Below are 20,648 nucleotides of genomic sequence, written 5' to 3'. Positions count from 1 at the left end.
CACCCGACGACAGGAGGTTCGTCATGGCCAGTCCGTTCGCAGCAGCCGACGTCCATCCCGTGTCCCGCCGCACCACGGCCCCTCCCGCCGCCCTCGACCTGCTCGCCAAGGCCCGTGCCGGCCTCGACGAGGCCGCGACCCTCGACCGCCCCCACGAGCGGTACGCCACCGCCCACCTCGCCGCGCTCCGCGCCGCCGCGGCCGTCCTCGCCGCCCGGGCCCGCCCCACACCCCCCACCCGCCGCCGCCAGGCCATAAGGAGCGCCTGGGAGCTCCTGCCGAACCTCGCGCCCGAGCTCACCGAGTGGAGCGCCCTCTTCGCCGCCGGCGCCCGCCGCCGGGCCCTCGCCGAAGCGGGCGTCGCCGGCGCCGCCACCCCGCGCCAGGCCGACGACCTCCTCAGGGACGCCGCCCACTTCCTGCGCCTGGTCGAGCGGCTGCTCGCACTCCAGCCGGTCCTGCCCCGGCAGCCCCCGGCGGACGGCGCGGCCGGATGATCCGGAAGGCCGTCCGGAGGCCATAGGGTGGGAACGCCCGTACCCGTCACCGAGGAGTCGAGAGCCGTGCCGGACCCTTCCCCCGCCTTCGGCCGCGAGGCGTCGTCGCGACCGTCGCGCGCCTCCCTGCGCACCACCGTCGTCTGGAACGTCCTCCAGGACGCCCTCGACCGCAGGGCCGAGGCCACCGGGAAAGCCGCCCTGGACGTCCTCGACACCGGCGGCGGCTCCGGCAACTTCGCGGTGCCCGTCGCCCTCCTCGGCCACCGCGTCACCGTCGTCGACCCCAGCCCCAACGCGCTCTTCGCGCTGGAGCGCCGCGCCGCCGAGGCCGGGGTCGCCGACCTCGTCACCGGCGTCCAGGGCGATGTCCGCGGCCTCTTCGACGTGGTCGAGCGCGGCGGCCACGACGCCGTGCTCTGCCACGGTGTCCTGGAGTACGTCGACGACCCCGCCGAAGGCGTGCGGAACGCGGTCGCCGCGCTCCGCCCCGGCGGCACCCTCAGCCTGCTCGCCGCCGGCGTCGGCGGCGCGGTCCTCGCCCGCGCCCTCGCCGGCCACTTCACCGAGGCCCGCACCGCCCTCGGCGACCCCGACGGCCGCTGGGGCTCCGGCGACCCCGTGCCCCGCCGCTTCACCGCCGAACAGCTCACCGGACTGGTCGAACAGGCCGGCCTCGCCGTCGGCGCCGTGCACGGCGTGCGGATCTTCGCCGACCTCGTGCCCGGCGTCCTCGTCGACACCGAGCCCGGTGCCGCCGAGGCCCTGCTGAAGCTGGAGACCGCCGCCGCCGAACTGCCCGCGTACCACGCCGTCGCCACCCAGCTCCACGTGCTCGCCGGCAAGCCGGCCTGACCCCGCCCGCCGTCCCGCCCGCCACCCGGCCCGGCCACCCGGACGGCGGTGCGGGCCCGCTCTGCCGCAGGCCGCCCCATACGCGGCCCCGCGCCGTATGATCGAGGGAAACCATCCGGCATGACGGGCGGAGGACTGGGGAATCAACGCCTCACCAACCGATCCGCATGGCGGTTCGGGTGGGCAGATCGGTGTTGAGGGCGGGTTTCACGGGGGCGAATCCCTGCCTATCCTGAAAGGGCCGCAAACCGGTCGCCCCCGCGACCGACGACTAGGAGGACTCCGTGCCGCTCTCGGAGCACGAGCAGCGCATGCTCGAGCAGATGGAGCGAGCGCTGTACGCCGAAGATCCCAAGTTCGCGACAGCGCTCGAGGGAAGCGGACTGCGCACGTACACCCGGCGACGGGTCTACCAGGCAGTCGTCGGCTTCCTGGTGGGTATCGCGCTCCTCATGACCGGAGTGGTCGCCCCGCAGTTCTGGATCATCAGCGTGGTGGGATTCCTCGTCATGCTGGGCTGCGCGGTCCTCGCCGTCACCGGCTGGCGCAAGGCGCCCAAGCCGGGAGAACAGCAGGCCAGGGGCCGCCAGAGCGGCGGCAGGACGCGACACTCCATGATGGACCGGATCGAGGCGCGCTGGCAGCGGCGCCGCGACGAGCAGCAGGGCGGCGGCCACTGACGCCCCCCTGAGCGGAGGCCCCGCACCCCGGCCCCGTCGGCCCCGAGCCCCGACGGGGCCTTTTCACGTCCGCCCCCGATCGCGCCCCGGCACCGCGCCGCCGCGGGTCCCCGCCCCCCCCCCGCGGGGGACGGGGACCCGGCGGTCAGGAGTGGCGGGCGCGGAGGGTGGTCCAGCGGGCCGAGGCGGCCCAGTGCAGGCGGGCCGCCGAGCGCGGCGCGAAACGGGCCCGCAGACGGACTCCGCGCACCGCCCCCGCGTCCAGCCCGGCCCGCACCAGCGCCGCGTCCCGCGCCAGCCCCGACGCCGGCCCCGGCGAGGGCGCGTAGAGGGCTTCCTCCACGGCCCGCGCCACCCGCCGCACCGCCTCCGCGGCCGGCCCGTCGAGCCCGCCCTCCTCGACGATCCGCTCCGCGGCGCCCCGGGGGGTGTGCGCGTCATCGGGTTCGACGCCGTAGTCCCAGGCGGTGTCGCCGATCTCCCGCCACGCCGCCAGCGGACCGGCCGCCGGGGCGAGCCGCCGGGCCCGGAGCCGTTCCCGCCACAGCAGCGGCAGGAAGGGGAGAGCGAGGACGAGGAGGGCGGCCAGGGTCCACAGCGCGACCTCCGCCCAGTCCGTACCGCCGCCGCCGTCCGCGCCGGCGCCCGCCGCCGCGTTCTTGCCGCACTCGCCGAGCCTCCGCTCCTCCGGCGGGCAGCTCTCCGCGGCGCTCGGCGCCGCCGAGGGCTGGGCGGAGGCGGACGCGGAGGGCTGGGCCGGGCCGGTGGGGTTGCCGGTCGGGGTGGTCGAGCGGGTGTAGCCGGGGGTGGAGCCGCGCGAGGGCGTGGGCTCGAACCGGGTCCAGCCGGCGCCCTCGAAGTACAGCTCGGGCCAGGCGTGGGCGTCCCGGATGCCGACCGAGACCGAGCCGTCGGTCTGGGTGGTGCCGGGCATGAAGCCGACCGCGACCCGCGCCGGGATGCCCAGGGTGCGGGCCATCGCCGCCATGGAGAAGGAGAAGTGGACGCAGAAGCCCTGCTTGTCCTTCAGGAAGCGGGAGATCGCCTCCGTACCGGTGCCGGAGGTCACGTCCACGTCGTACCGGAAGCCGCCGTCCTCGGCGAACCAGTTCTGGAGCCGGACGGCCCGCTCGTAGTCGCCGCGCGCGCCCCGGGTGACGTCCAGGGCGGTCGCCCTGACGTCGGCGGGCAGCCCCGCGGGCACCTTGGTGTACTCGCGGCGCAGCACCTCCGGAGCCGGGCCCGCCGCGGCGAGCTGCTCGGCGGTGGGCTGCACGTCGAGGCTGGTCACCTGGTAGCGGACGCCCTTGGTGGTCTGCTTGTCGTCGCCGACGAGCATCCGGCCGGCGGGCTCGTACCGCCAGCGGCCCTCGGCCTCGACCCGGGAGGCCGGGAAGGGCATCGGCAGCCACTTCTGGTCGTACGCCTCCGAGGCGACGAAGTTGCTGGTGATCTCGGTGGTGCGGACGGACTGGGCGAGGCCGTCGGGCCACGGCAGCCCCTTCGGGACCGCCTCGATGGGCCGCACCGAGGACTTCCACGAGGCGCCGTCGAACTGGTCGAGGGCGACCAGCCGCAGGTACAGGCCGCTGTTGTCCCGGGCGTTGGTCCGGTAGCGCAGGACCTCGAAGTCGTCCGGCTGGCGGAGGTTGTCCTGGAGGGAGACCAGCGGGTTCACGGCGGCGATGGTGCCGCCCCGCCCCGGGCCGCTCCCGCCGGATCCGGCACCGCCGCCCAGCAGCCCGCCGGAGAAGCCGGGCAGGGCGAGCGGGACGACCAGGGCGGTGCCCATGGCGGCGAGGCCGATCCGGCGGCCGGTGCGGGCGGGCGCGAAGGCCGTCCCGCCGACGGCGGCGGAGCCGGACCGGCCGGAGCGCCGGGCGCCGCCGAAGACCCGGCCCCAGGCGGAGAGCCGGTCGCGGCCCTCGGCCAGGAGCAGCAGCAGATAGCCGGTGGCGGCCAGCAGGAACCACAGCCAGCCCGCCTTGCCGCCGGAGAGCCCGGCGGCCACCGAGTACAGCGCGAGCAGCGGCAGCCCGGCCGGGGCGGCCCGGCGGAAGGTGACCGCCAGCACGTCCACGAGCAGCCCGATCACCAGCACGCCGACGACCAGCATGAGCCGGATGCCCTCGGTGTCCGGGGCGGGGATCGCGTACGTGCTCACGTCCTCGGCGCCCAGCCGGAACAGCTCGGCCACGTGCTGGACGACGAGCGGCCCGGGCAGGAAGCCGAGGATCGCCTGCTCCCGCGCGAAGACCACGGTCAGCGCGACGACGTCGACCACCACCTGGGCGGCGACCGTCACCGGCCGGGCCAGCGGCACCCGCCGGCCCAGCAGGCCGGCGGCGCTCTGCAGGACCAGCAGGAAGCCCGCGGTGAAGATCCAGGTGGCCGGTCTCACCAGGGGCAGCAGCGCCCCGGCGGCCATCAGGGAGGCCGCCCAGGCGGCCAGCGTCAGACGGGTGCGCCCGCTCATGCCCATCCTCCGTGGCTGTCCGCGGCGGCGGTGTCCCGCAGGGCCCCGGCGGCCTGCTGCCAGAGGTCGGCCAGCCGGGCCCCCGGCGGCACCGGGAGCACGGTCCAGCCGGCCTCGCGCAGCTGCCGGGTCCGCTCCTCGACGGCGCCGGTCACGGCCCCGCCGGTGAGCCAGGAACCGGAGTCCAGGACGAAGGCGACGGCGGAACCGGCCCGGCCGCGCATCCGGCCGGCCAGCGCCGCCTGCTCCTCGTCGAGGTCGCCGAGGAAGGCGACGAGCAGCCCGCCGCTCCCGGCGCGCAGCGCGTCGGAGGCGCGGGAGAGCCCGGCGCCGTCCGAGTGGTCGACGATCGCGAGGGTGTCCATCAGCAGTCCGGCCGTCTCCGCCGCGTCGTGCGAGGCGCCGCCCGCGTAGCCGTCGGTGCCCTCGCCGGGGACGGTGGCGCCGGTGTCGGTGAGCAGCCGGACCGCGTAGCCCCGCTCCAGCATGTGGGTGAGGACGGAGGCCGCGCCGGAGACCGCCCACTCGAAGGCCGAGTCGGGGCCCGCGCCCTGGAAGCCGGCCCGGCGGGTGTCGAGGAGGACCGTGCAGTGGGAGCGCTGCGGCTGCTCCTCGCGGCGGACCATCAGCTCGCCGTACCGGGCGGTGGAGCGCCAGTGCACCCGGCGCAGGTCGTCGCCGTACCGGTAGGCGCGCGGGATGACGTCGTCGTCGCCGGCCAGCGCCAGCGCGCGCTGCTGCCCGTCGCCGTACCCGGACGCCTCGCCGCCGAGCCGGACCGGGGGCAGCGGGGTGGTGCGCGGGACGACGGTGAGGGTGTCGTACGCGCTGAAGGAGCGGGTCAGCTCGCACATCCCGAAGGGGTCGCTCAGCCGGAGCTGGAGCGGACCGAGCGGGAAGCGCCCGCGCAGGTCGGAGCGGACCCGGTACGAGACCTCGCGGCGGCCGCCCGCCTCGACCCGGTCGAGGACGAAGCGGGGGCGGGGCCCGAGCATGTACGGCACGTGGTCCTGGAGCATCAGCAGTCCGGTGGGCAGCTTGGAGACGTTCTCCATGAGCAGCTGGACCCGGGCCTCGGTGCCGGCCTCGACGCGCTGCGGGGTGAGCCGCCGGGAGGTGGCGACCCGGTAGCGGGTGCGGTGCAGGACGACGACGCAGAGCAGCGGCAGGACGGCGAGCAGCAGGCCGACCCGGAGCAGGTCGGCCTGGCCGAGCACATAGGCGCAGACGGCCGCCGCCGCCCCGGCGGCGAGGAAGGAGCGGCCCCGGGTGGTGAGCCCGCCGAGGGCGGCCCGCAGTCCGGTCCTGCCGTCCTCGGGCCGGGGGCCGTCACGGTCGTCGGCCCGCTGCCCCGGGGGCACGGCGGGGGTGGTCGTCACAGCTGCCGGCCTCCGGGCTGCCGGCCGTGGGGCGGCGCCGAGGACGGCACCGGGGTCCGCTGGAGGATGTCGTGGACGACCTGCTCGGCGGTACGGCGGTTGAGCTGGGCCTGCGCGGTGGGCAGCAGCCGGTGGGCGAGGACCGGGGCGGCCAGCGCCTGGAGGTCGTCGGGCAGCACGTAGGCGCGGCCGGCGAGGGCGGCGGAGGCGCGGGCGGCCCGCAGCAGGTGGAGGGTGGCGCGGGGGGAGGCGCCGAGCCGCAGGTCGGGGTGGTTGCGGGTGGCGGCGACGACGTCCACGGCGTACCGCCGGACGGAGTCAGCGACGTGCACCGCGCGGACCGACTCGATCAGCCGCAGGACGTCGTGGGCGTGGGCGACCGGGCGCAGCCCGTCCAGCGGGCTGGCCGCGCCGTGCACGTCGAGCATCTGGAACTCGGCCTCGGCGCTCGGGTAGCCGATGGAGACGCGGGCCATGAAGCGGTCGCGCTGGGCCTCGGGCAGCGGGTAGGTGCCCTCCATCTCGACCGGGTTCTGGGTGGCCACGACCATGAACGGGCTGGGCAGCTCGTAGGTCTGGCCGTCGATGGTGACCTGGCGCTCCTCCATCGACTCCAGGAGCGCGGACTGGGTCTTGGGCGAGGCGCGGTTGATCTCGTCGCCGATGACGATCTGGGCGAAGATCGCGCCGGGCTTGAACTCGAACTCCCGCCGCTGCTGGTCGAAGATCGACACGCCCGTGACGTCCGACGGGAGCAGGTCGGGGGTGAACTGGATGCGGCGCACCGAGCAGTCGATGGACCGCGCGAGCGTCTTGGCGAGCATGGTCTTGCCGACGCCGGGCACGTCCTCGATGAGGAGGTGGCCCTCGGCGAGCAGCACCGTCAGCGCGAGCCGTACGACCTCGGGCTTGCCCTCGATCACGCTCTCCACCGAGCCGCGGATCCGCTCCGCGGTCGTGGTCAGGTCGGCCCCGGCGCCCGACTCCGCTCGGGTGGGGGCACCCCCCTGGCTCGCCCGCTCGTCGTAGGTCGTCACCCCGGCCCTCCTCGGCCTTGCAGGAACACGGGACACCCGCCCCCGGTGGGATGGTCGGGGGTGTGTCACCCCGGCATTCTTGTTGGGTTTGCCGGGCCGTGTCACTCGACTGCGGACAACCGCAGGCGAAATGCCGGGGTTTGCGGTCTTACGCGGCGTCGAAAGATGTGCTGCTACGCGGGTCTATCTCGCGCAGCAGGCCGGTGGTCACGTCGAAGACGAAGCCCCGGACGTCGTCGGTGTGCGGCAGGAACGGCGAGGTCCTGACCCGCTGCATCGACTGCCGCACGTCCTGGTCCACGTCCCGGAACGCCTCCACCGCCCAGGCCGGGCGCTGCCCCACCTCGTCCTCCAGCTCGTGCCGGAAGTCCTCGGTGAGCGACTCCAGGCCGCAGCCGGTGTGGTGCACCAGCATCACGCTGCGGGTGCCCAGGGCCCGCTGGCTGATGGTGAGCGAGCGGATCACGTCGTCGGTGACGACCCCGCCCGCGTTGCGCACGGTGTGGCAGTCGCCCAGTTCGAGGCCGAGCGCCGCGTGCAGGTCGAGCCGGGCGTCCATGCAGGCGACGACGGCGACCCGGAGCACCGGGTGCGCGTCCATGCCGGGGTCGCGGAAGCCGGCGGCGTACCGCGCGTTCGCCTCGACGAGCCGGTCGGTGACCGGGGCACCGGCGAGCAGGGCGCCGGGGGAGGGGTGTGCGGAGGTCGTCATGGTTCCGACGGTAGTGGGCACCGGCCCGGCGGCACCGCTGTGAGAAGCGGACAAAGAATGCCAAGGAACCCATGTGTGAGTCACCCCACAGCACCCCTCCGGCGCCGCCGGACGGGTGAACGAACCGGGGTCCGCCCGCGCGCCCCCGGCGCCGCGCGACGCGCCCGCCGGTTGATTGACCGGCCCGGTCCGTGGACTAGAGTGACGCGGAGTTCACGGAGACAATCGATCGATTCGAAACGGTTTCTCCCCATTCTGTGCGCGGCGGCACCCGCGGCTCGCCCCTCCCCGCTCGCCGGCCGGCCGATGCGCCCCCTCCGGCACCGGACGACCGCCCGTCGTCCCCCGAGCGGGCGGGACCCCGGCCGTACGTACCCCCGTGACCGATCTGAGAGGGTGCGTTGAGCAACGACCGACACGTCCCGGTGATGCTCCAGCGGTGCATGGACATGTTGGCCCCGGCCCTCCAGCGCCCCGGCGCCGTCGTCGTCGACTGCACCCTGGGCCTCGGCGGACACAGCGAGGCCCTCCTCCGCGCCTTCCCCGAGGCCCGGCTCGTCGCCCTCGACCGCGACAAGGAGGCCCTGCGCCTCTCCGGCGAGCGGCTCGCCCCCTACGGGGACCGCGCCACCCTCGTCCACGCCGTCTACGACGAACTGCCCGAGGTCCTCGACCGGCTCGGCATCGACCGGGTCGAGGGCGTCCTCTTCGACCTCGGCGTCTCCTCCATGCAGCTCGACGAGGCCGACCGCGGCTTCGCCTACGCGCAGGACGCCCCGCTCGACATGCGCATGGACCAGACGACCGGCATCAGCGCCGCCGAGGTCCTCAACACCTACCCGGCCGGCGAACTCGTCCGCATCCTGCGGGCGTACGGCGAGGAGAAGCAGGCCAAGCGGATCGTCTCCGCCGTCGTCCGCGAGCGCGACAAGGAGCCCTTCGGCAACAGCGCCCGGCTCGTCGAACTCATCCGCGACGCCCTCCCGCAGGCCGCCAAGCGCACCGGCGGCAACCCCGCCAAGCGCACCTTCCAGGCCCTGCGCATCGAGGTCAACGGCGAACTGAGCGTCCTGGAAAGGGCGATCCCGGCCGCCGTGAAGGCCCTCGCCGTCGGCGGCCGCGTCGCCGTCCTCTCGTACCACTCCCTGGAGGACCGGCTCGTCAAGCAGGTCTTCGCGGCCGGCGCGGCCACCACCGCCCCGCCCGGACTGCCGGTCGTCCCCGAGCAGTACCAGCCCCGCCTCAAACTCCTCACCCGCGGCGCCGAACTCCCCACCGAGGAGGAGATCGCCGAGAACCGCCGGGCCGCCCCCGCCCGGCTGCGGGGCGTCGAGCGCATCCGGGCGGACGTGCTGTGACCGGGGCGCGGGGGCCGCTCAAGGGCCGGGCCGCCCGGCTCGGCCGGCTGATGCCGGCCCGCTCGGGACCGGCCGCCCGCACCCCCTTCGTCCTGCTCGTCGTCGTCCTCCTCGGCGGCGGCCTCATCAGCCTGCTGATGCTCAACTCCGCCCTCAACCAGGGCTCCTTCCGGCTCCGCGAGCTCAAGGACCGCACCACCGCGCTCACCGACGAGGAGCAGGCCCTCCAGCGCGACGTCGACGCCTACGCGGCCCCCGACGCCCTGGAGCGCCGCGCCCGCGAGCTCGGCATGGTCCCCGGCGGCAGCCCCGCCTTCCTCGGCCCCGGCGGCACGGTCCTCGGCGACCCCGAACCGGCCCCCTCCCCGGAGCCCACCCCGACCCCGACCCCGCCCCCGACCGACGCCGCCCCCGACGCCACCCCGTCCGGCGCGCCGAAGGCCACCGGGACCGCGACCCCCGACTCCGGCACCACCCCGACGACACCCGGGCCCGGCACCACCCCGACACCGCCCGCGACCGCCCCCACGACCTCCGGCAGGTGACCGAGCCGTGCCCTCCCAGGAGCCCCCGCGCCGCCGCGTCCCCGGCCCCGCCCGCCCCCGGCCCGCCGCCGGAGCCCGCGCCCCCCGGCCCGCGCCGCGTCCGGCCGCCCGCCGCCCCGCGCCCCGGCCGCCCGCCCGCCGGCCCCGCACCCTCACGCTCGGCAGCCCCCGCCCCCGGCTGCGGCTGATCTCGGTCGGGCTCACCCTCGTCATGCTGGTCTTCGTGGTGCGGCTGCTCCAGGTCCAGGCCGTCGACGCCGGCGCGTACGCGGCCAAGGCCGACAAGTACCGCTTCCAGGAGTACACGCTCTCCGCCGAACGCGGCGAGATCACCGACCGCAACGGCATCGCCCTCGCCACCAGCGTCGACGCCTACGACATCACCGCCGACCCCAAGCTCTTCACCCCCGAGGAGTCCAAGGTCCGCGACGCGCCCGAGCAGGCCGCCGCCCTCCTCGCCCCGATCCTGGGCAAGGCCCCGGCCGACCTCGCCAAGAAGCTCCGCACCCCCAAGTCCCGCTACACCCTCCTCGCCCGCAAGCAGACCCCGCAGGTGTGGAACCAGATCAAGGACCTCAAGAAGCTGTACGGGCAGAAGGCGCAGGCCCCCGGCGGCAACCGGGTCAACCTCCTCGGCGGCGTCCTCAGCGAGCCCAGCACCAAGCGGGTCTACCCCAACGGCGACCTCGCCGCCGGGATACTGGGCTACGTCAACGCCGAGGGCCGCGGCTCCGGCGGCGTCGAGTCCATGCTCGACCCCCAGCTCGCCGGCCGCGACGGCACCATCCGCTTCACCCAGTCCAACGGCCGCCAGGTCCCCACCGCCGGCTCCCAGGGCACCCCCGCCGTGCCCGGCTCCGACATCGAACTCACCATCGACCGGGACATCCAGTGGGCCGCCCAGCGGGCCATCACCGAACAGGTGCGGAAGTCGAAGGCCGACCGCGGCTACGTCATCGTCCAGGACACCCGCACCGGCGAGGTCCTCGCCATGGCCAACGCCCCCGGCTTCGACCCCAACGACCTCTCCGCCGCCGACGCCGCCACCCTCGGCAACGCCGCCCTCCAGGACGCCTACGAACCCGGCTCCACCAGCAAGGTGATGTCGATGGCCGCCGTCCTGGAGGAGGGCAGGGCCGCCCCCGACACCCACGTCACCGTCCCCAACCGGCTCCACCGGGGCGACCGCCTCTTCAAGGACGACGTCGACCACAAGACCTGGTACCTGACGCTCAACGGCGTCCTCGCCCGCTCCAGCAACATCGGCACCATCCTCGCCACCGGCCAGCTCGGCCGGACCCAGGCCGAGTCCAACCGGGTCCTCGACGACTACCTCCGCCGCTTCGGCATCGGCAGCCCCACCGGCCTCGGCTTCCCCGGCGAGACCCCCGGCATCCTCGCCAAGCCCCAGAAGTGGTCCACCTCGCAGCAGTACACGATCCCCTTCGGCCAGGGCCTCTCCGTCAACGCCCTCCAGGCCGCCTCCGTCTACTCCACCATCGCCAACGGAGGCGTACGCGTCGCCCCCACCCTCGTCCGCGGCACCCAGGGCCCCGACGGCCGCTTCACCCCCGCCCCGCGGCCCGCCGAGACCCGGGTCGTCAGCGAGAAGACCGCCACCGCCCTCGCCCGGATGCTGGAGTCCGTCGTCAGCGAGGAGGGCACCGGCACCAAGGCCGCCATCCCCGGCTACCGCGTCGCCGGCAAGACCGGCACCGCCAACCGGGTGGACCCTGAACTCGGCCGCTACAAGGGCTACACCGCCTCCTTCGCCGGCTTCGCCCCCGCCGACAAGCCGCGCGTCACCGTCTACTGCGCCATCCAGAACCCCACAAAGGGCAGCTACTTCGGCGGCCAGATCTGCGGACCCATCTACAAGAAGGTCATGGAGTTCGCCCTCAAGACCCTCCACGTGGCCCCCACCGGCAGCCGGCCGGCCGACCTGCCGGTCACCTTCGAACCCACCCCGTGACCCCCGGGAGCACCACCAGTGACGACGATCACCCCCCACTCCGGGAACCGGAACGCGAACTCCGGCGACGCCCCCCGCTCGTTTGGTCCCCCGCAGGGTGAGCCCGGTACGCTCACCGCCGTGCCACACGCTGATCAGTCCCGAACCACCCCGCCCCGCCCGGAGCGGGCCCGCCCGACACCCCTGGGCGAGCTCGCGGCACGGCTGGGCACCGAGCTCCCCGCCGCCGCACAGGACGTCCGGGTCTCGGGGATCACCCACGACTCCCGGGCCGTGCGCCCCGGCGACGTCTACGCGGCCCTCGCCGGAGCCCGCCTGCACGGCGCCGACTTCGCCGCCCAGGCCGCCGGACTCGGTGCCGCCGCCGTCCTCACCGACCCGGCCGGCGCCGACCGCGCCGCCGCCACCGGCCTGCCGGTCCTCGTCGTCGAGGACCCGCGCGGCCGGATGGGTGAGCTGGCCGCCGAGATCTACGGCCGCCCCGGCGAGGGCCTGCTGAGCATCGGCATCACCGGCACCTCCGGCAAGACCACCACGGCCTACCTCGTCGAGGGGGGGCTGCGCGGCGCCGGGAAGCACACCGGCCTGGTCGGCACCGTCGAGATGCGGATCGGCGACGAGCGCATCAAGTCCGAGCGCACCACCCCCGAGGCCACCGACCTCCAGGCCCTCTTCGCCGTCATGCGCGAGCGCGGCGTCGAGGCCGTCGCCATGGAGGTCTCCAGCCACGCCCTCGTGCTCGGCCGGGTCGACGGCTGCGTCTTCGACGTCGCCGTCTTCAACAACCTCAGCCCGGAACACATGGAGTTCCACTCCGACATGGAGGACTACTTCCGGGCCAAGGCGAGCCTCTTCACCCCCGCGCGCAGCCGCGTGGGCGTCGTGAACGCCGACGACGCGTACGGCCGCCGGCTCGCGAAGGAGGCGTCCGTCCCGGTCGTCACCTTCTCCGCCGAGGGCCGCGCCGACGCCGACTGGCGCGCCGAGGACGTCGTCCTGGGCGCCGCCGACTCCACCTTCACCGCCGTCGGCCCCGGCGGCGTGCGGATCCCCGCCACCGCCCCGCTGCCCGGCCCCTTCAACGTCGCCAACGCCCTCGCCGCCGTCGCCACCCTCGCCACCGCCGGCCTCGACCCGAGGACGGCCGCCGACGGCGTCGCCGCCGTCCCCGGCGTCCCCGGCCGGCTGGAGCGGGTCGACGCCGGCCAGCCGTACCTCGCCGTCGTCGACTACGCGCACAAGACCGACGCCGTCGAATCGGTGCTCCGCTCGCTGCGCGAGGTCACCGGGGGACGGCTGCACGTGGTCATCGGCTGCGGCGGCGACCGGGACACCACCAAGCGCGGCCCGATGGGCGCCGCCGCGGCCCGGCTCGCCGACACCGCCGTACTGACCTCCGACAACCCCCGGTCCGAGGACCCGCTCGCCATCCTCACCGCGATGCTCGCGGGCGCCTCCGAGGTGCCCGCCGCGGAGCGCGGCGACGTCCTGGTCGAGCCCGACCGGGCCGCCGCCGTCGCGGCGGCCGTCGCCCGCGCCGAGCCGGGCGACACCGTCCTGGTCGCCGGCAAGGGCCACGAACAGGGCCAGGAGATCGCCGGGACGGTCCGTCCCTTCGACGACCGCCAGGTCCTGCGCGCAGCGATCGAACACCGTCACCAGAACAGTCAGGGATGAAGCAGTGATCGCCCTCTCCCTCGCCGAGATCGCCGAAATCGTCGGCGGGCAGGCGCACGACATACCGGATCCGGCCGCCCGGATCACCGGGCCCGTCGTCATCGACTCCCGTGAGGTGAAGCCCGGCAGTCTCTTCGCCGCCTTCGCCGGGGAGCGCGTCGACGGCCACGACTACGCGGTGCGCGCCGTCGAGGCGGGTGCGGCGGCGGTGCTCGCCGCCCGCCCCGTCGGCGTCCCCGCGATCGTCGTGGACGACGTGCAGGGCGCTCTCGGCGCCCTCGCCCGCGCGGTCGTCGAGCGGCTCGGCACCGATGTCGTCGCCCTCACCGGCTCGGCCGGCAAGACCTCCACCAAGGACCTGATCGCCCAGGTCCTCGACCGGCACGCGCCCACCGTCTGGACGCCCGGCTCCCTCAACAACGAGATCGGCCTGCCACTCACCGCGCTGACGGCCACCGGGGAGACCCGGCACCTCGTCCTGGAGATGGGCGCCCGCGGCATCGGCCACATCCGCTACCTGACCGGGCTCACCCCGCCCCGGATCGGGCTCGTCCTCAACGTGGGCACCGCCCACATCGGCGAGTTCGGCGGACGCGAGCAGATCGCGCGGGCCAAGGGCGAGCTGGTCGAGTCGCTGCCGTCCGCCGAGGACGGGGGAGTGGCGGTGCTCAACGCCGACGACCCCCTCGTCCGCGCGATGGCGAGCCGCACCAAGGCCCGCGTGACCCTCTTCGGAGAAGCGGACGAAGCGGCCGTACGTGCCGAGAACGTCCGTCTCACCGACGCCGGCCGGCCTTCTTTCCGCCTCCACACACCCACCGGGTGCAGCGACGTGACCTTGCGCCTGTACGGTGAGCACCACGTGTCGAACGCGCTCGCGGCAGCCGCCGTCGCGCACGAGCTGGGCATGCCTGTCGACGAGATCGCCACCGCGCTCTCCGAGGCCGGCTCCCTGTCCCGCTGGCGCATGGAGGTCACCGAGCGTCCGGACGGCGTGACGATCGTCAACGACGCCTACAACGCGAACCCCGAGTCCATGCGAGCCGCCCTGCGCGCGCTCGCGGCCATGGGCAGGGCCGGACAGGCCCGAGGGGCCCGCACGTGGGCGGTGCTCGGCAAGATGGCCGAGCTCGGTGACGCGTCGCTCGCCGAGCACGACGCGGTCGGACGGCTCGCCGTCCGGCTCAACGTCAGCAAGCTCGTCGCGGTCGGGGACAGGGAAGCGTCCTGGTTGCAACTGGGCGCCTACAACGAGGGTTCGTGGGGTGAGGAGTCGGTGCACGTGTCCGACGCACGGGCGGCGGTCGACCTGTTGCGCAGGGAACTGCGTCCGGGGGACGTGGTCCTGGTGAAGGCGTCCCGGTCGGTCGGTCTTGAGCAGGTGGCCCTGGCACTGCTCGACGCCGAGGGCGAGGTGGCCGGCCGATGAGGCAGATCCTCTTCGCGGGGGCCATCGGCCTCTTCCTCACCCTGATCGGCACCCCGCTGCTGATCAAGCTGCTGGCCCGCAAGGGCTACGGGCAGTTCATCCGGGACGACGGCCCGCGCGGCCACGCCGGGAAGAAGGGCACGCCCACCATGGGCGGCATCTCCTTCATCCTGGCGACCCTGATCGCCTACGCCCTGGCCAAGGTCATCACCGGCGAGCCCGTCTCGTACTCGGGCGTGCTCGTCCTCTTCCTGATGACCGGCATGGGCCTGGTCGGCTTCCTCGACGACTACATCAAGATCGTCAAGCAGCGGTCGCTGGGCCTGCGGGCCAAGGCGAAGATGGCCGGACAGCTGATCGTGGGCATCGCCTTCGCGGTGCTCGCGCTCCAGTTCTCCGACTCGCGCGGCCTCGCCCCGGCCTCCACGAAGCTCTCCTTCATCACCGACTTCGGCTGGGCGATCGGCCCGGTCCTCTTCGTGGTCTGGGCTCTCTTCATGATCCTGGCCATGTCCAACGGCGTGAACCTGACGGACGGCCTGGACGGTCTGGCGACCGGCGCCTCCGTGATGGTCTTCGGCGCCTACACCTTCATCGGGCTGTGGCAGTTCCAGGAGTCCTGCGCCAACGCGCTGACCCTCACCAACCCGAACGCCTGCTTCGAGGTCCGCGACCCGCTCGACCTCGCGGTGGTGGCCTCCGCCCTCATGGGCGCCTGCTTCGGCTTCCTGTGGTGGAACACCTCGCCCGCCAAGATCTTCATGGGCGACACCGGCTCCCTCGCGCTCGGCGGCGCGCTGGCCGGTCTCGCCATCTGCTCCCGCACGGAGCTGCTGCTCGCGCTGCTCGGCGGCCTGTTCGTGCTGATCACGCTCTCCGTGGTCATCCAGGTCGGCTCGTTCAAGATGACCGGCAAGCGCGTCTTCCGGATGGCCCCCCTCCAGCACCACTTCGAACTCAAGGGGTGGTCCGAGGTCCTGGTCGTCGTCCGGTTCTGGATCATCCAGGGCATGTGCGTCATCGTGGGCCTGGGCCTCTTCTACGCGGGATGGGCAGCCGACAAGTGAGCGAACAGCTGGACTGGCGGGGCAAGCGGGTCACGGTCGCGGGACTCGGCGTGTCGGGCATCCCGGCCGCCCGCGCCCTGGCCGCCCGGGGCGCCGTCGTGACCGTGGTCAACGACGGCGACGACGAGCGGTCCCGTACCCAGGCCGCCGCCCTGGAGGCGGACGGGATCACCGTCCGCCTCGGCGACGGGGCGACCCTGCCGGCCGGCACCGAACTGGTCGTCACCGCGCCCGGCTGGCAGCCGGACAAGCCGCTCTTCGCGGCCGCCGCGGCGGCGGGCGTGGAGGTCTGGGGCGACGTCGAGCTGGCCTGGCGCCTGCGCGGCCCCGGCGCGGCCCCCTGGCTGGCCGTCACCGGCACCAACGGCAAGACCACCACCACCCGGATGCTCGCCTCCATCCTGGAGGCCGCCGGGCTGCGGACCGCCGCCGTCGGCAACATCGGCGTCTCGCTCCTCGACGCCGTCCTCGGCGAGGAGGAGTACGACGTCCTCGCCGTCGAGCTCTCCAGCTACCAGCTGCACTGGGCGCCCTCCGTCCGCGCCCACTCGGCCGCCGTGCTCAACCTGGCGCCCGACCACCTCGACTGGCACGGCTCGATGGAGGCGTACGCCGCCGACAAGGGCCGGATCTACGAGGGCAACCAGGTCGCCTGCGTGTACAACACGGCCGACCCGGCCACCGAGGAACTGGTCCGCGAGGCCGACGTCGAGGAGGGCTGCCGGGCGATCGGCTTCACCCTCGGCACCCCCGGCCCGTCCCAGCTCGGCGTCGTCGAGGGCCTCCTCGTCGACCGGGCCTTCGTCGAGAACCGGCAGAAGAACGCCCAGGAGCTGGCGGAGGTCGCCGACGTCCGCCCGCCGGCCCCGCACAACATCGCCAACGCGCTCGCCGCCGCCGCCCTCGCCCGCGCCTTCGGCGTCGACGCGAAGGCCGTCCGCGAGGGGCTGCGCGCCTTCCGCCCCGACCCGCACCGGATCGAGCCGGTGGAGGAGGTCGGGGGCGTGATGTACGTGGACGACTCCAAGGCCACCAACACCCACGCCGCCGAAGCCTCCCTGGCGGCCTACGAGCCGATCGTCTGGATCGCCGGCGGCCTCGCCAAGGGCGCCACCTTCGACGAGCTGGTGGAGCGCTCCGCGAAGCGGCTGCGCGGGGTCGTCCTGATGGGCGCGGACCGCGCGCTGATCCGCGAAGCCCTGGCGCGACACGCGCCGGAGGTGCCGGTGGTGGACCTCGACCGGACCGACACTGGGGCGATGTCCGAGGCGGTCCGCGAGGCGGCCCGGCTCGCCCGCCCGGGGGACACCGTCCTCCTGGCCCCGGCCTGCGCCTCGATGGACATGTTCACCAACTACAACAAGCGGGGCGAGGCGTTCGCGGACGCGGTCCGCGAGCTCGCCGCCACCGGAGACGCCTGACCCGGCCAGCGGACGGGTCCGGCCGCACCGGGCCCGACCGGAGGGGGCAGCGACACCATGCCGAGCAAGATCGCCGGGCCACGCCGTCCGTCCGCCGCCCGTGGCGGGGGGCGGATGCCCGCGGCCCCGCGCGGCGGAGGCGTACGGGGACTGCCCGCGCGCCTGCGCCGGACCTGGGACCGGCCGCTGACCGCGTACTACGTGATCATCGGCGCCGGCCTGCTCATCACCGGGCTCGGCCTGGTGATGGTCTACTCGGCGTCGATGATCACGGCGCTCACCTACGACCTGGTGCCGTCGTACTTCTTCCGGAAGCAGTTCTTCGCCGCGGTCCTGGGCGCCGGGCTGCTGTTCGCCGCCTCCCGGATGCCGGTCCGGCTGCACCGGGCGCTGGCCTATCCGATCCTGGTCGGCGCGGTCTTCCTGATGGTGCTGGTGCAGATCCCGGGGATAGGGCACGCGGTCAACGGCAACCAGAACTGGATCTCGCTCGGCGGCCCCTTCCAGCTCCAGCCCAGCGAGTTCGGCAAGCTGGCGCTGATCCTGTGGGGCGCCGACCTGCTCGCCCGCAAGCACGACATGAAGTTGCTCACGCAGTGGAAGCACATGCTGGTGCCGCTGGTCCCGGGCACCTTCATGCTGCTCGGGCTGATCATGCTCGGCGGCGACATGGGCACCTCGATCATCCTCGCGGCCATCCTCTTCGGCCTGTTGTGGACGGCGGGCGCGCCGACCCGCCTCTTCGCCGGGGTGCTGGTGGTCGCGGTCTCCATCGGCTTCCTGCTGATCAAGACCAGCGACAACCGGATGCGGCGATTCCAGTGCATCGGGGCCACCGACCCGGGCGGCGAGGGGGCCCCGTGCCTCCAGGCCGCGCACGGTATCTATGCTCTGGCGTCGGGCGGATGGTTCGGTTCCGGACTCGGGGCGAGTGTGGAAAAATGGGGCCAACTGCCCGAAGCGCACACCGACTTCATCTTCGCGGTGACCGGTGAGGAACTGGGCCTCGCGGGGACGCTGTCGGTGCTCGCCCTGTTCGCGGCCCTAGGCTATGCGGGTATCCGCGTGGCCGGACGCACGGAGGACCCCTTCGTGAGATTCGCCGCGGGAGGCGTGACCACCTGGATCACGGCCCAGGCCGTGGTCAACATCGGTGCGGTGCTCGGTCTGCTGCCGATCGCCGGTGTCCCCCTCCCGCTGTTCTCGTACGGGGGGTCGGCCCTGCTGCCGACCATGTTCGCCGTCGGGCTCCTGATCGCCTTCGCGCGACAGGAACCCGCCGCGAAGGCGGCCCTGGCCATGCGCCGCCCCGGCTGGGGCAAGCGGGCCGCGGTGAGATGGAAGTCGATGCGACGGCGCGTCAAGAAGCGCCCGTCCGGAGAGCGGTGAATTTCGGTGCATGTCGTACTCGCCGGCGGGGGGACCGCCGGTCACATCGAGCCGGCGCTCGCCCTCGCGGACGCCCTGCGCAGGCAGGACCCCAGCGTGGGCATCACGGCGCTGGGCACGGAGAAGGGCCTGGAGACCCGGCTCGTCCCCGAACGGGGCTACGAGCTGGCGCTCATCCCCGCCGTGCCGCTGCCCCGCAGGCCCACCCCCGAGCTGATCACCGTCCCCGGACGGCTGCGCGGCACCATCAAGGCCGCCGAGCAGGTCCTGGAGCGCACCAAGGCGGACTGCGTGGTCGGCTTCGGCGGCTACGTGGCGCTGCCGGGCTACCTCGCGGCCAAGCGCCTCGGCGTGCCGATCGTGGTCCACGAGGCCAACGCCCGGCCCGGCCTGGCCAACAAGATCGGCTCGCGGTACGCGGCCGGGGTCGGCGTCGCCACCCCCGACTCCAAGCTCCGCAACGCCCGTTACATCGGCATCCCGCTGCGGCACACCATCGCCACCCTCGACCGGGCCCGGGTCCGGCCCGAGGCGCGCGCCGCCTTCGGCCTCGACCCCAACCTGCCGACCCTGCTCGTCTCCGGCGGCTCCCAGGGCGCCCGGCGGCTCAACGAGGTCATCCAGCAGGTCGCCCCGGTGCTCCAGCGCTCCGGCATCCAGATCCTGCACGCGGTCGGCCCGAAGAACGAACTGCCGCGCGTGGACAACATGCCCGGAATGCCGCCCTACGTGCCGGTACCGTACGTGGACCGGATGGATCTCGCCTACGCGGCGGCCGACATGATGCTCTGCCGCGCCGGCGCCATGACCGTCGCCGAGCTCTCCGCCGTCGGACTGCCCGCCGCCTACGTGCCGCTGCCCATCGGCAACGGCGAACAGCGGCTCAACGCGCAGCCGGTGGTCAAGGCGGGCGGCGGTCTCCTCGTCGACGACGCGGAGCTGACCCCGCAGTGGGTGCAGGGCAACGTCCTGCCCGTACTGGCCGATCCGCACCGGCTCTACGAGATGTCCCGCGCCGCCTCCGAGTTCGGCCGCCGGGACGCCGACGACCTGCTCGTCGGGATGGTGTACGAGGCGATCGCCGCCCGCCGGCAGGCGTAGCGGAGGACCGAGGCAGGAGGCGCGTGTGGCAGCCGGACCGACGACCGCGGAGAAGCGCGGCACCGGGAGATCCAGAGGACCGTCGGGCCGGCCGCCCCGGCCGGAGGGCCGCGGCGGGCTCCTCCGTTCGTCCGCCCTGCGCCTCTCGCTGATCGCCGCCGGCGTGCTCCTGCTCGTCGGCGGCACGGTCTGGGCCCTCTACGGCTCCAGCTGGTTCCGTGTAGAACGTGTGAAGACTTCGGGCACCGGAGTCCTCACCCGGGCCCAGGTCGAGTCCGTCGCCGCCGTCCCGGTCGGCGCCCCGCTGGTCACCGTCGACACCGGAGCCATCGAGGCCCGACTGCGGGACGAACTCCCCCGGATCGCCTCGATCGAGGTGAAACGCTCCTGGCCGCACGAAATCACGCTGAAGGTGACGGAACGGAAACCTGTGCTCCTCATGGAGAAAAGCGGGCGATTCGTCGAAGTCGACGCCACCGCCGTTCCGTTCGCGACCGTCACCACCCCGCCCCCCGGCGTCCCCCGCCTCGTCCTCGACGCCGCCGCTTCGCCCAGCCTGCGCCGCTTCGACGCGGACCGGCTGCTCGCCGAAGCGGTACGCGTCCGGGGTGAACTCCCCGACGCGATCGCGAAGGACACTCGTGTCGTACGGCTTTCCTCGTACGACTCCGTCACTCTGGAACTCGCCCGGGGACGCACCGTCTTCTGGGGCAGTGCCGAACACGGGCCCGTCAAGGCCCGGGTGCTCACCGCCCTCATGAAGGCGACCCCCAAAGCGGGACACTTCGACGTAAGTGCTCCCAGCGCGCCCGCCTCGTCGGGTAGTTGACGCGCATATGTGCCGGTCAGCACCCTGGTTGGCCAGCGCTACGGGTGATCACATAGGGTGAAAAGAAAAACGGGAGGTTCGGCGTGTTCGTTGAACGCGCGCCACTTGTCGACTTAGTGTCCTGTCCGGAAGAGTCCAGCGAACAGAGACACTGGTAACCCTAAACTTCAACGTTAGGGTTGGGGTCGGCGTCCGGACCACCCCATCGGCATCCGCCGTCGCGG

General features: G+C 74.1%; 17 protein-coding genes. 13 read left to right on the top strand and 4 right to left on the bottom strand.

Translation table 11 applies throughout. The features are described from left to right. The first annotated feature begins 23 nt into the window (after positions 1–23). From IE219_RS14305 to IE219_RS14295, 3 genes are all read left to right on the top strand, one after another. On the top strand, positions 24–497 hold the full coding sequence (locus IE219_RS14305; RefSeq protein ID WP_189977114.1) for an SAV_6107 family HEPN domain-containing protein: 474 nt from the start codon (positions 24–26) through the stop codon (positions 495–497). Positions 498–563: 66 nt separating this feature from the next. Then, positions 564–1,352, top strand: coding sequence for a methyltransferase (locus IE219_RS14300; RefSeq protein ID WP_189977112.1), 789 nt, complete (start codon positions 564–566; stop codon positions 1,350–1,352). Positions 1,353–1,636: 284 nt separating this feature from the next. Continuing rightward, positions 1,637–2,032 carry an SCO2097 family morphological protein gene (locus tag IE219_RS14295; protein ID WP_189977111.1) on the top strand — a complete coding sequence of 132 codons (396 nt, stop codon included), beginning with the start codon at positions 1,637–1,639 and terminating at the stop codon, positions 2,030–2,032. Between the two features lie 145 nt (positions 2,033–2,177). Here IE219_RS14295 and IE219_RS14290 read toward each other — a convergent pair whose 3' ends face one another. From IE219_RS14290 to IE219_RS14275, 4 genes are all read right to left on the bottom strand, one after another. Further along, entirely contained in the window at positions 2,178–4,508 is a 2,331-nt protein-coding gene (locus IE219_RS14290) for a transglutaminase TgpA family protein (protein WP_189977109.1), read from the bottom strand. After that, on the bottom strand, positions 4,505–5,869 hold the full coding sequence (locus IE219_RS14285; protein ID WP_189977328.1) for a DUF58 domain-containing protein: 1,365 nt from the start codon (positions 5,867–5,869) through the stop codon (positions 4,505–4,507). The genes IE219_RS14290 and IE219_RS14285 overlap by 4 nt, the downstream gene beginning before the upstream one ends. Positions 5,870–5,883: 14 nt before the next feature. Beyond that, entirely contained in the window at positions 5,884–6,924 is a 1,041-nt protein-coding gene (locus tag IE219_RS14280) for an AAA family ATPase (protein WP_373298831.1), read from the bottom strand. 148 nt (positions 6,925–7,072) lie between these two features. Further along, a complete protein-coding gene (locus IE219_RS14275) occupies positions 7,073–7,636 on the bottom strand; it encodes a beta-class carbonic anhydrase (RefSeq protein WP_229849756.1) in 564 nt (187 codons plus the stop codon). Positions 7,637–8,037: 401 nt separating this feature from the next. Here IE219_RS14275 and rsmH point away from each other — a divergent pair, with 401 nt between their 5' ends. The 10 genes from rsmH to IE219_RS14225 are packed head-to-tail and all read left to right on the top strand — an operon-like array spanning position 8,038 to position 20,424. Continuing rightward, positions 8,038–8,994: a 16S rRNA (cytosine(1402)-N(4))-methyltransferase RsmH gene (rsmH, locus tag IE219_RS14270; protein ID WP_189977107.1), complete on the top strand. Its 957-nt coding sequence runs from the start codon at positions 8,038–8,040 to the stop codon at positions 8,992–8,994. Continuing rightward, positions 8,991–9,539 (top strand): cell division protein FtsL, encoded by a 549-nt coding sequence (gene ftsL / locus IE219_RS14265; RefSeq protein ID WP_229849755.1) that lies wholly within the window; start codon positions 8,991–8,993, stop codon positions 9,537–9,539. Before rsmH ends, ftsL begins: the two co-directional genes overlap by 4 nt. A 7-nt stretch (positions 9,540–9,546) precedes the next feature. After that, entirely contained in the window at positions 9,547–11,511 is a 1,965-nt protein-coding gene (locus IE219_RS14260; RefSeq protein ID WP_189977105.1) for a peptidoglycan D,D-transpeptidase FtsI family protein, read from the top strand. An 18-nt stretch (positions 11,512–11,529) separates the two neighbouring features. Beyond that, positions 11,530–13,188: a UDP-N-acetylmuramoyl-L-alanyl-D-glutamate--2,6-diaminopimelate ligase gene (locus tag IE219_RS14255; protein WP_189977103.1), complete on the top strand. Its 1,659-nt coding sequence runs from the start codon at positions 11,530–11,532 to the stop codon at positions 13,186–13,188. 4 nt (positions 13,189–13,192) lie between these two features. Next, entirely contained in the window at positions 13,193–14,617 is a 1,425-nt protein-coding gene (locus tag IE219_RS14250; protein WP_189977101.1) for a UDP-N-acetylmuramoyl-tripeptide--D-alanyl-D-alanine ligase, read from the top strand. Next, entirely contained in the window at positions 14,614–15,684 is a 1,071-nt protein-coding gene (gene mraY, locus IE219_RS14245) for a phospho-N-acetylmuramoyl-pentapeptide-transferase (RefSeq protein WP_189977099.1), read from the top strand. Before IE219_RS14250 ends, mraY begins: the two co-directional genes overlap by 4 nt. Continuing rightward, positions 15,666–17,105, top strand: coding sequence for a UDP-N-acetylmuramoyl-L-alanine--D-glutamate ligase (gene murD / locus IE219_RS14240; RefSeq protein ID WP_189977097.1), 1,440 nt, complete (start codon positions 15,666–15,668; stop codon positions 17,103–17,105). Before mraY ends, murD begins: the two co-directional genes overlap by 19 nt. Before the next feature lie 57 nt (positions 17,106–17,162). After that, positions 17,163–18,494, top strand: coding sequence for a putative lipid II flippase FtsW (gene ftsW / locus IE219_RS14235; RefSeq protein ID WP_189977095.1), 1,332 nt, complete (start codon positions 17,163–17,165; stop codon positions 18,492–18,494). 6 nt (positions 18,495–18,500) lie between these two features. Then, a complete protein-coding gene (gene murG, locus IE219_RS14230; protein WP_189977093.1) occupies positions 18,501–19,595 on the top strand; it encodes an undecaprenyldiphospho-muramoylpentapeptide beta-N-acetylglucosaminyltransferase in 1,095 nt (364 codons plus the stop codon). A gap of 25 nt (positions 19,596–19,620) precedes the next feature. Beyond that, entirely contained in the window at positions 19,621–20,424 is an 804-nt protein-coding gene (locus tag IE219_RS14225) for a cell division protein FtsQ/DivIB (RefSeq protein ID WP_189977091.1), read from the top strand. Positions 20,425–20,648 lie beyond the last annotated feature (224 nt).

The organism is Streptomyces termitum, assembly GCF_014650175.1.
In the GTDB taxonomy this organism is placed as follows: Bacteria; Actinomycetota; Actinomycetes; order Streptomycetales; family Streptomycetaceae; genus Streptomyces; species Streptomyces termitum.
This window is presented reverse-complemented; position numbering and strand designations above follow the sequence as displayed.

Excerpts from the sequence above, each read along its gene's own strand:
- IE219_RS14305 (WP_189977114.1), top strand. The coding sequence starts at position 24 with ATGGCCAGTCCGTTCGCAGCAGCCGACGTCCATCCCGTGTCCCGCCGC.
- IE219_RS14275 (WP_229849756.1), bottom strand. The coding sequence starts at position 7,636 with ATGACGACCTCCGCACACCCCTCCCCCGGCGCCCTGCTCGCCGGTGCC.
- ftsW (WP_189977095.1), top strand. The coding sequence starts at position 17,163 with ATGCCGAGCAAGATCGCCGGGCCACGCCGTCCGTCCGCCGCCCGTGGC.
- mraY (WP_189977099.1), top strand. The coding sequence starts at position 14,614 with ATGAGGCAGATCCTCTTCGCGGGGGCCATCGGCCTCTTCCTCACCCTG.
- murD (WP_189977097.1), top strand. The coding sequence starts at position 15,666 with ATGGGCAGCCGACAAGTGAGCGAACAGCTGGACTGGCGGGGCAAGCGG.
- IE219_RS14290 (WP_189977109.1), bottom strand. The coding sequence starts at position 4,508 with ATGAGCGGGCGCACCCGTCTGACGCTGGCCGCCTGGGCGGCCTCCCTG.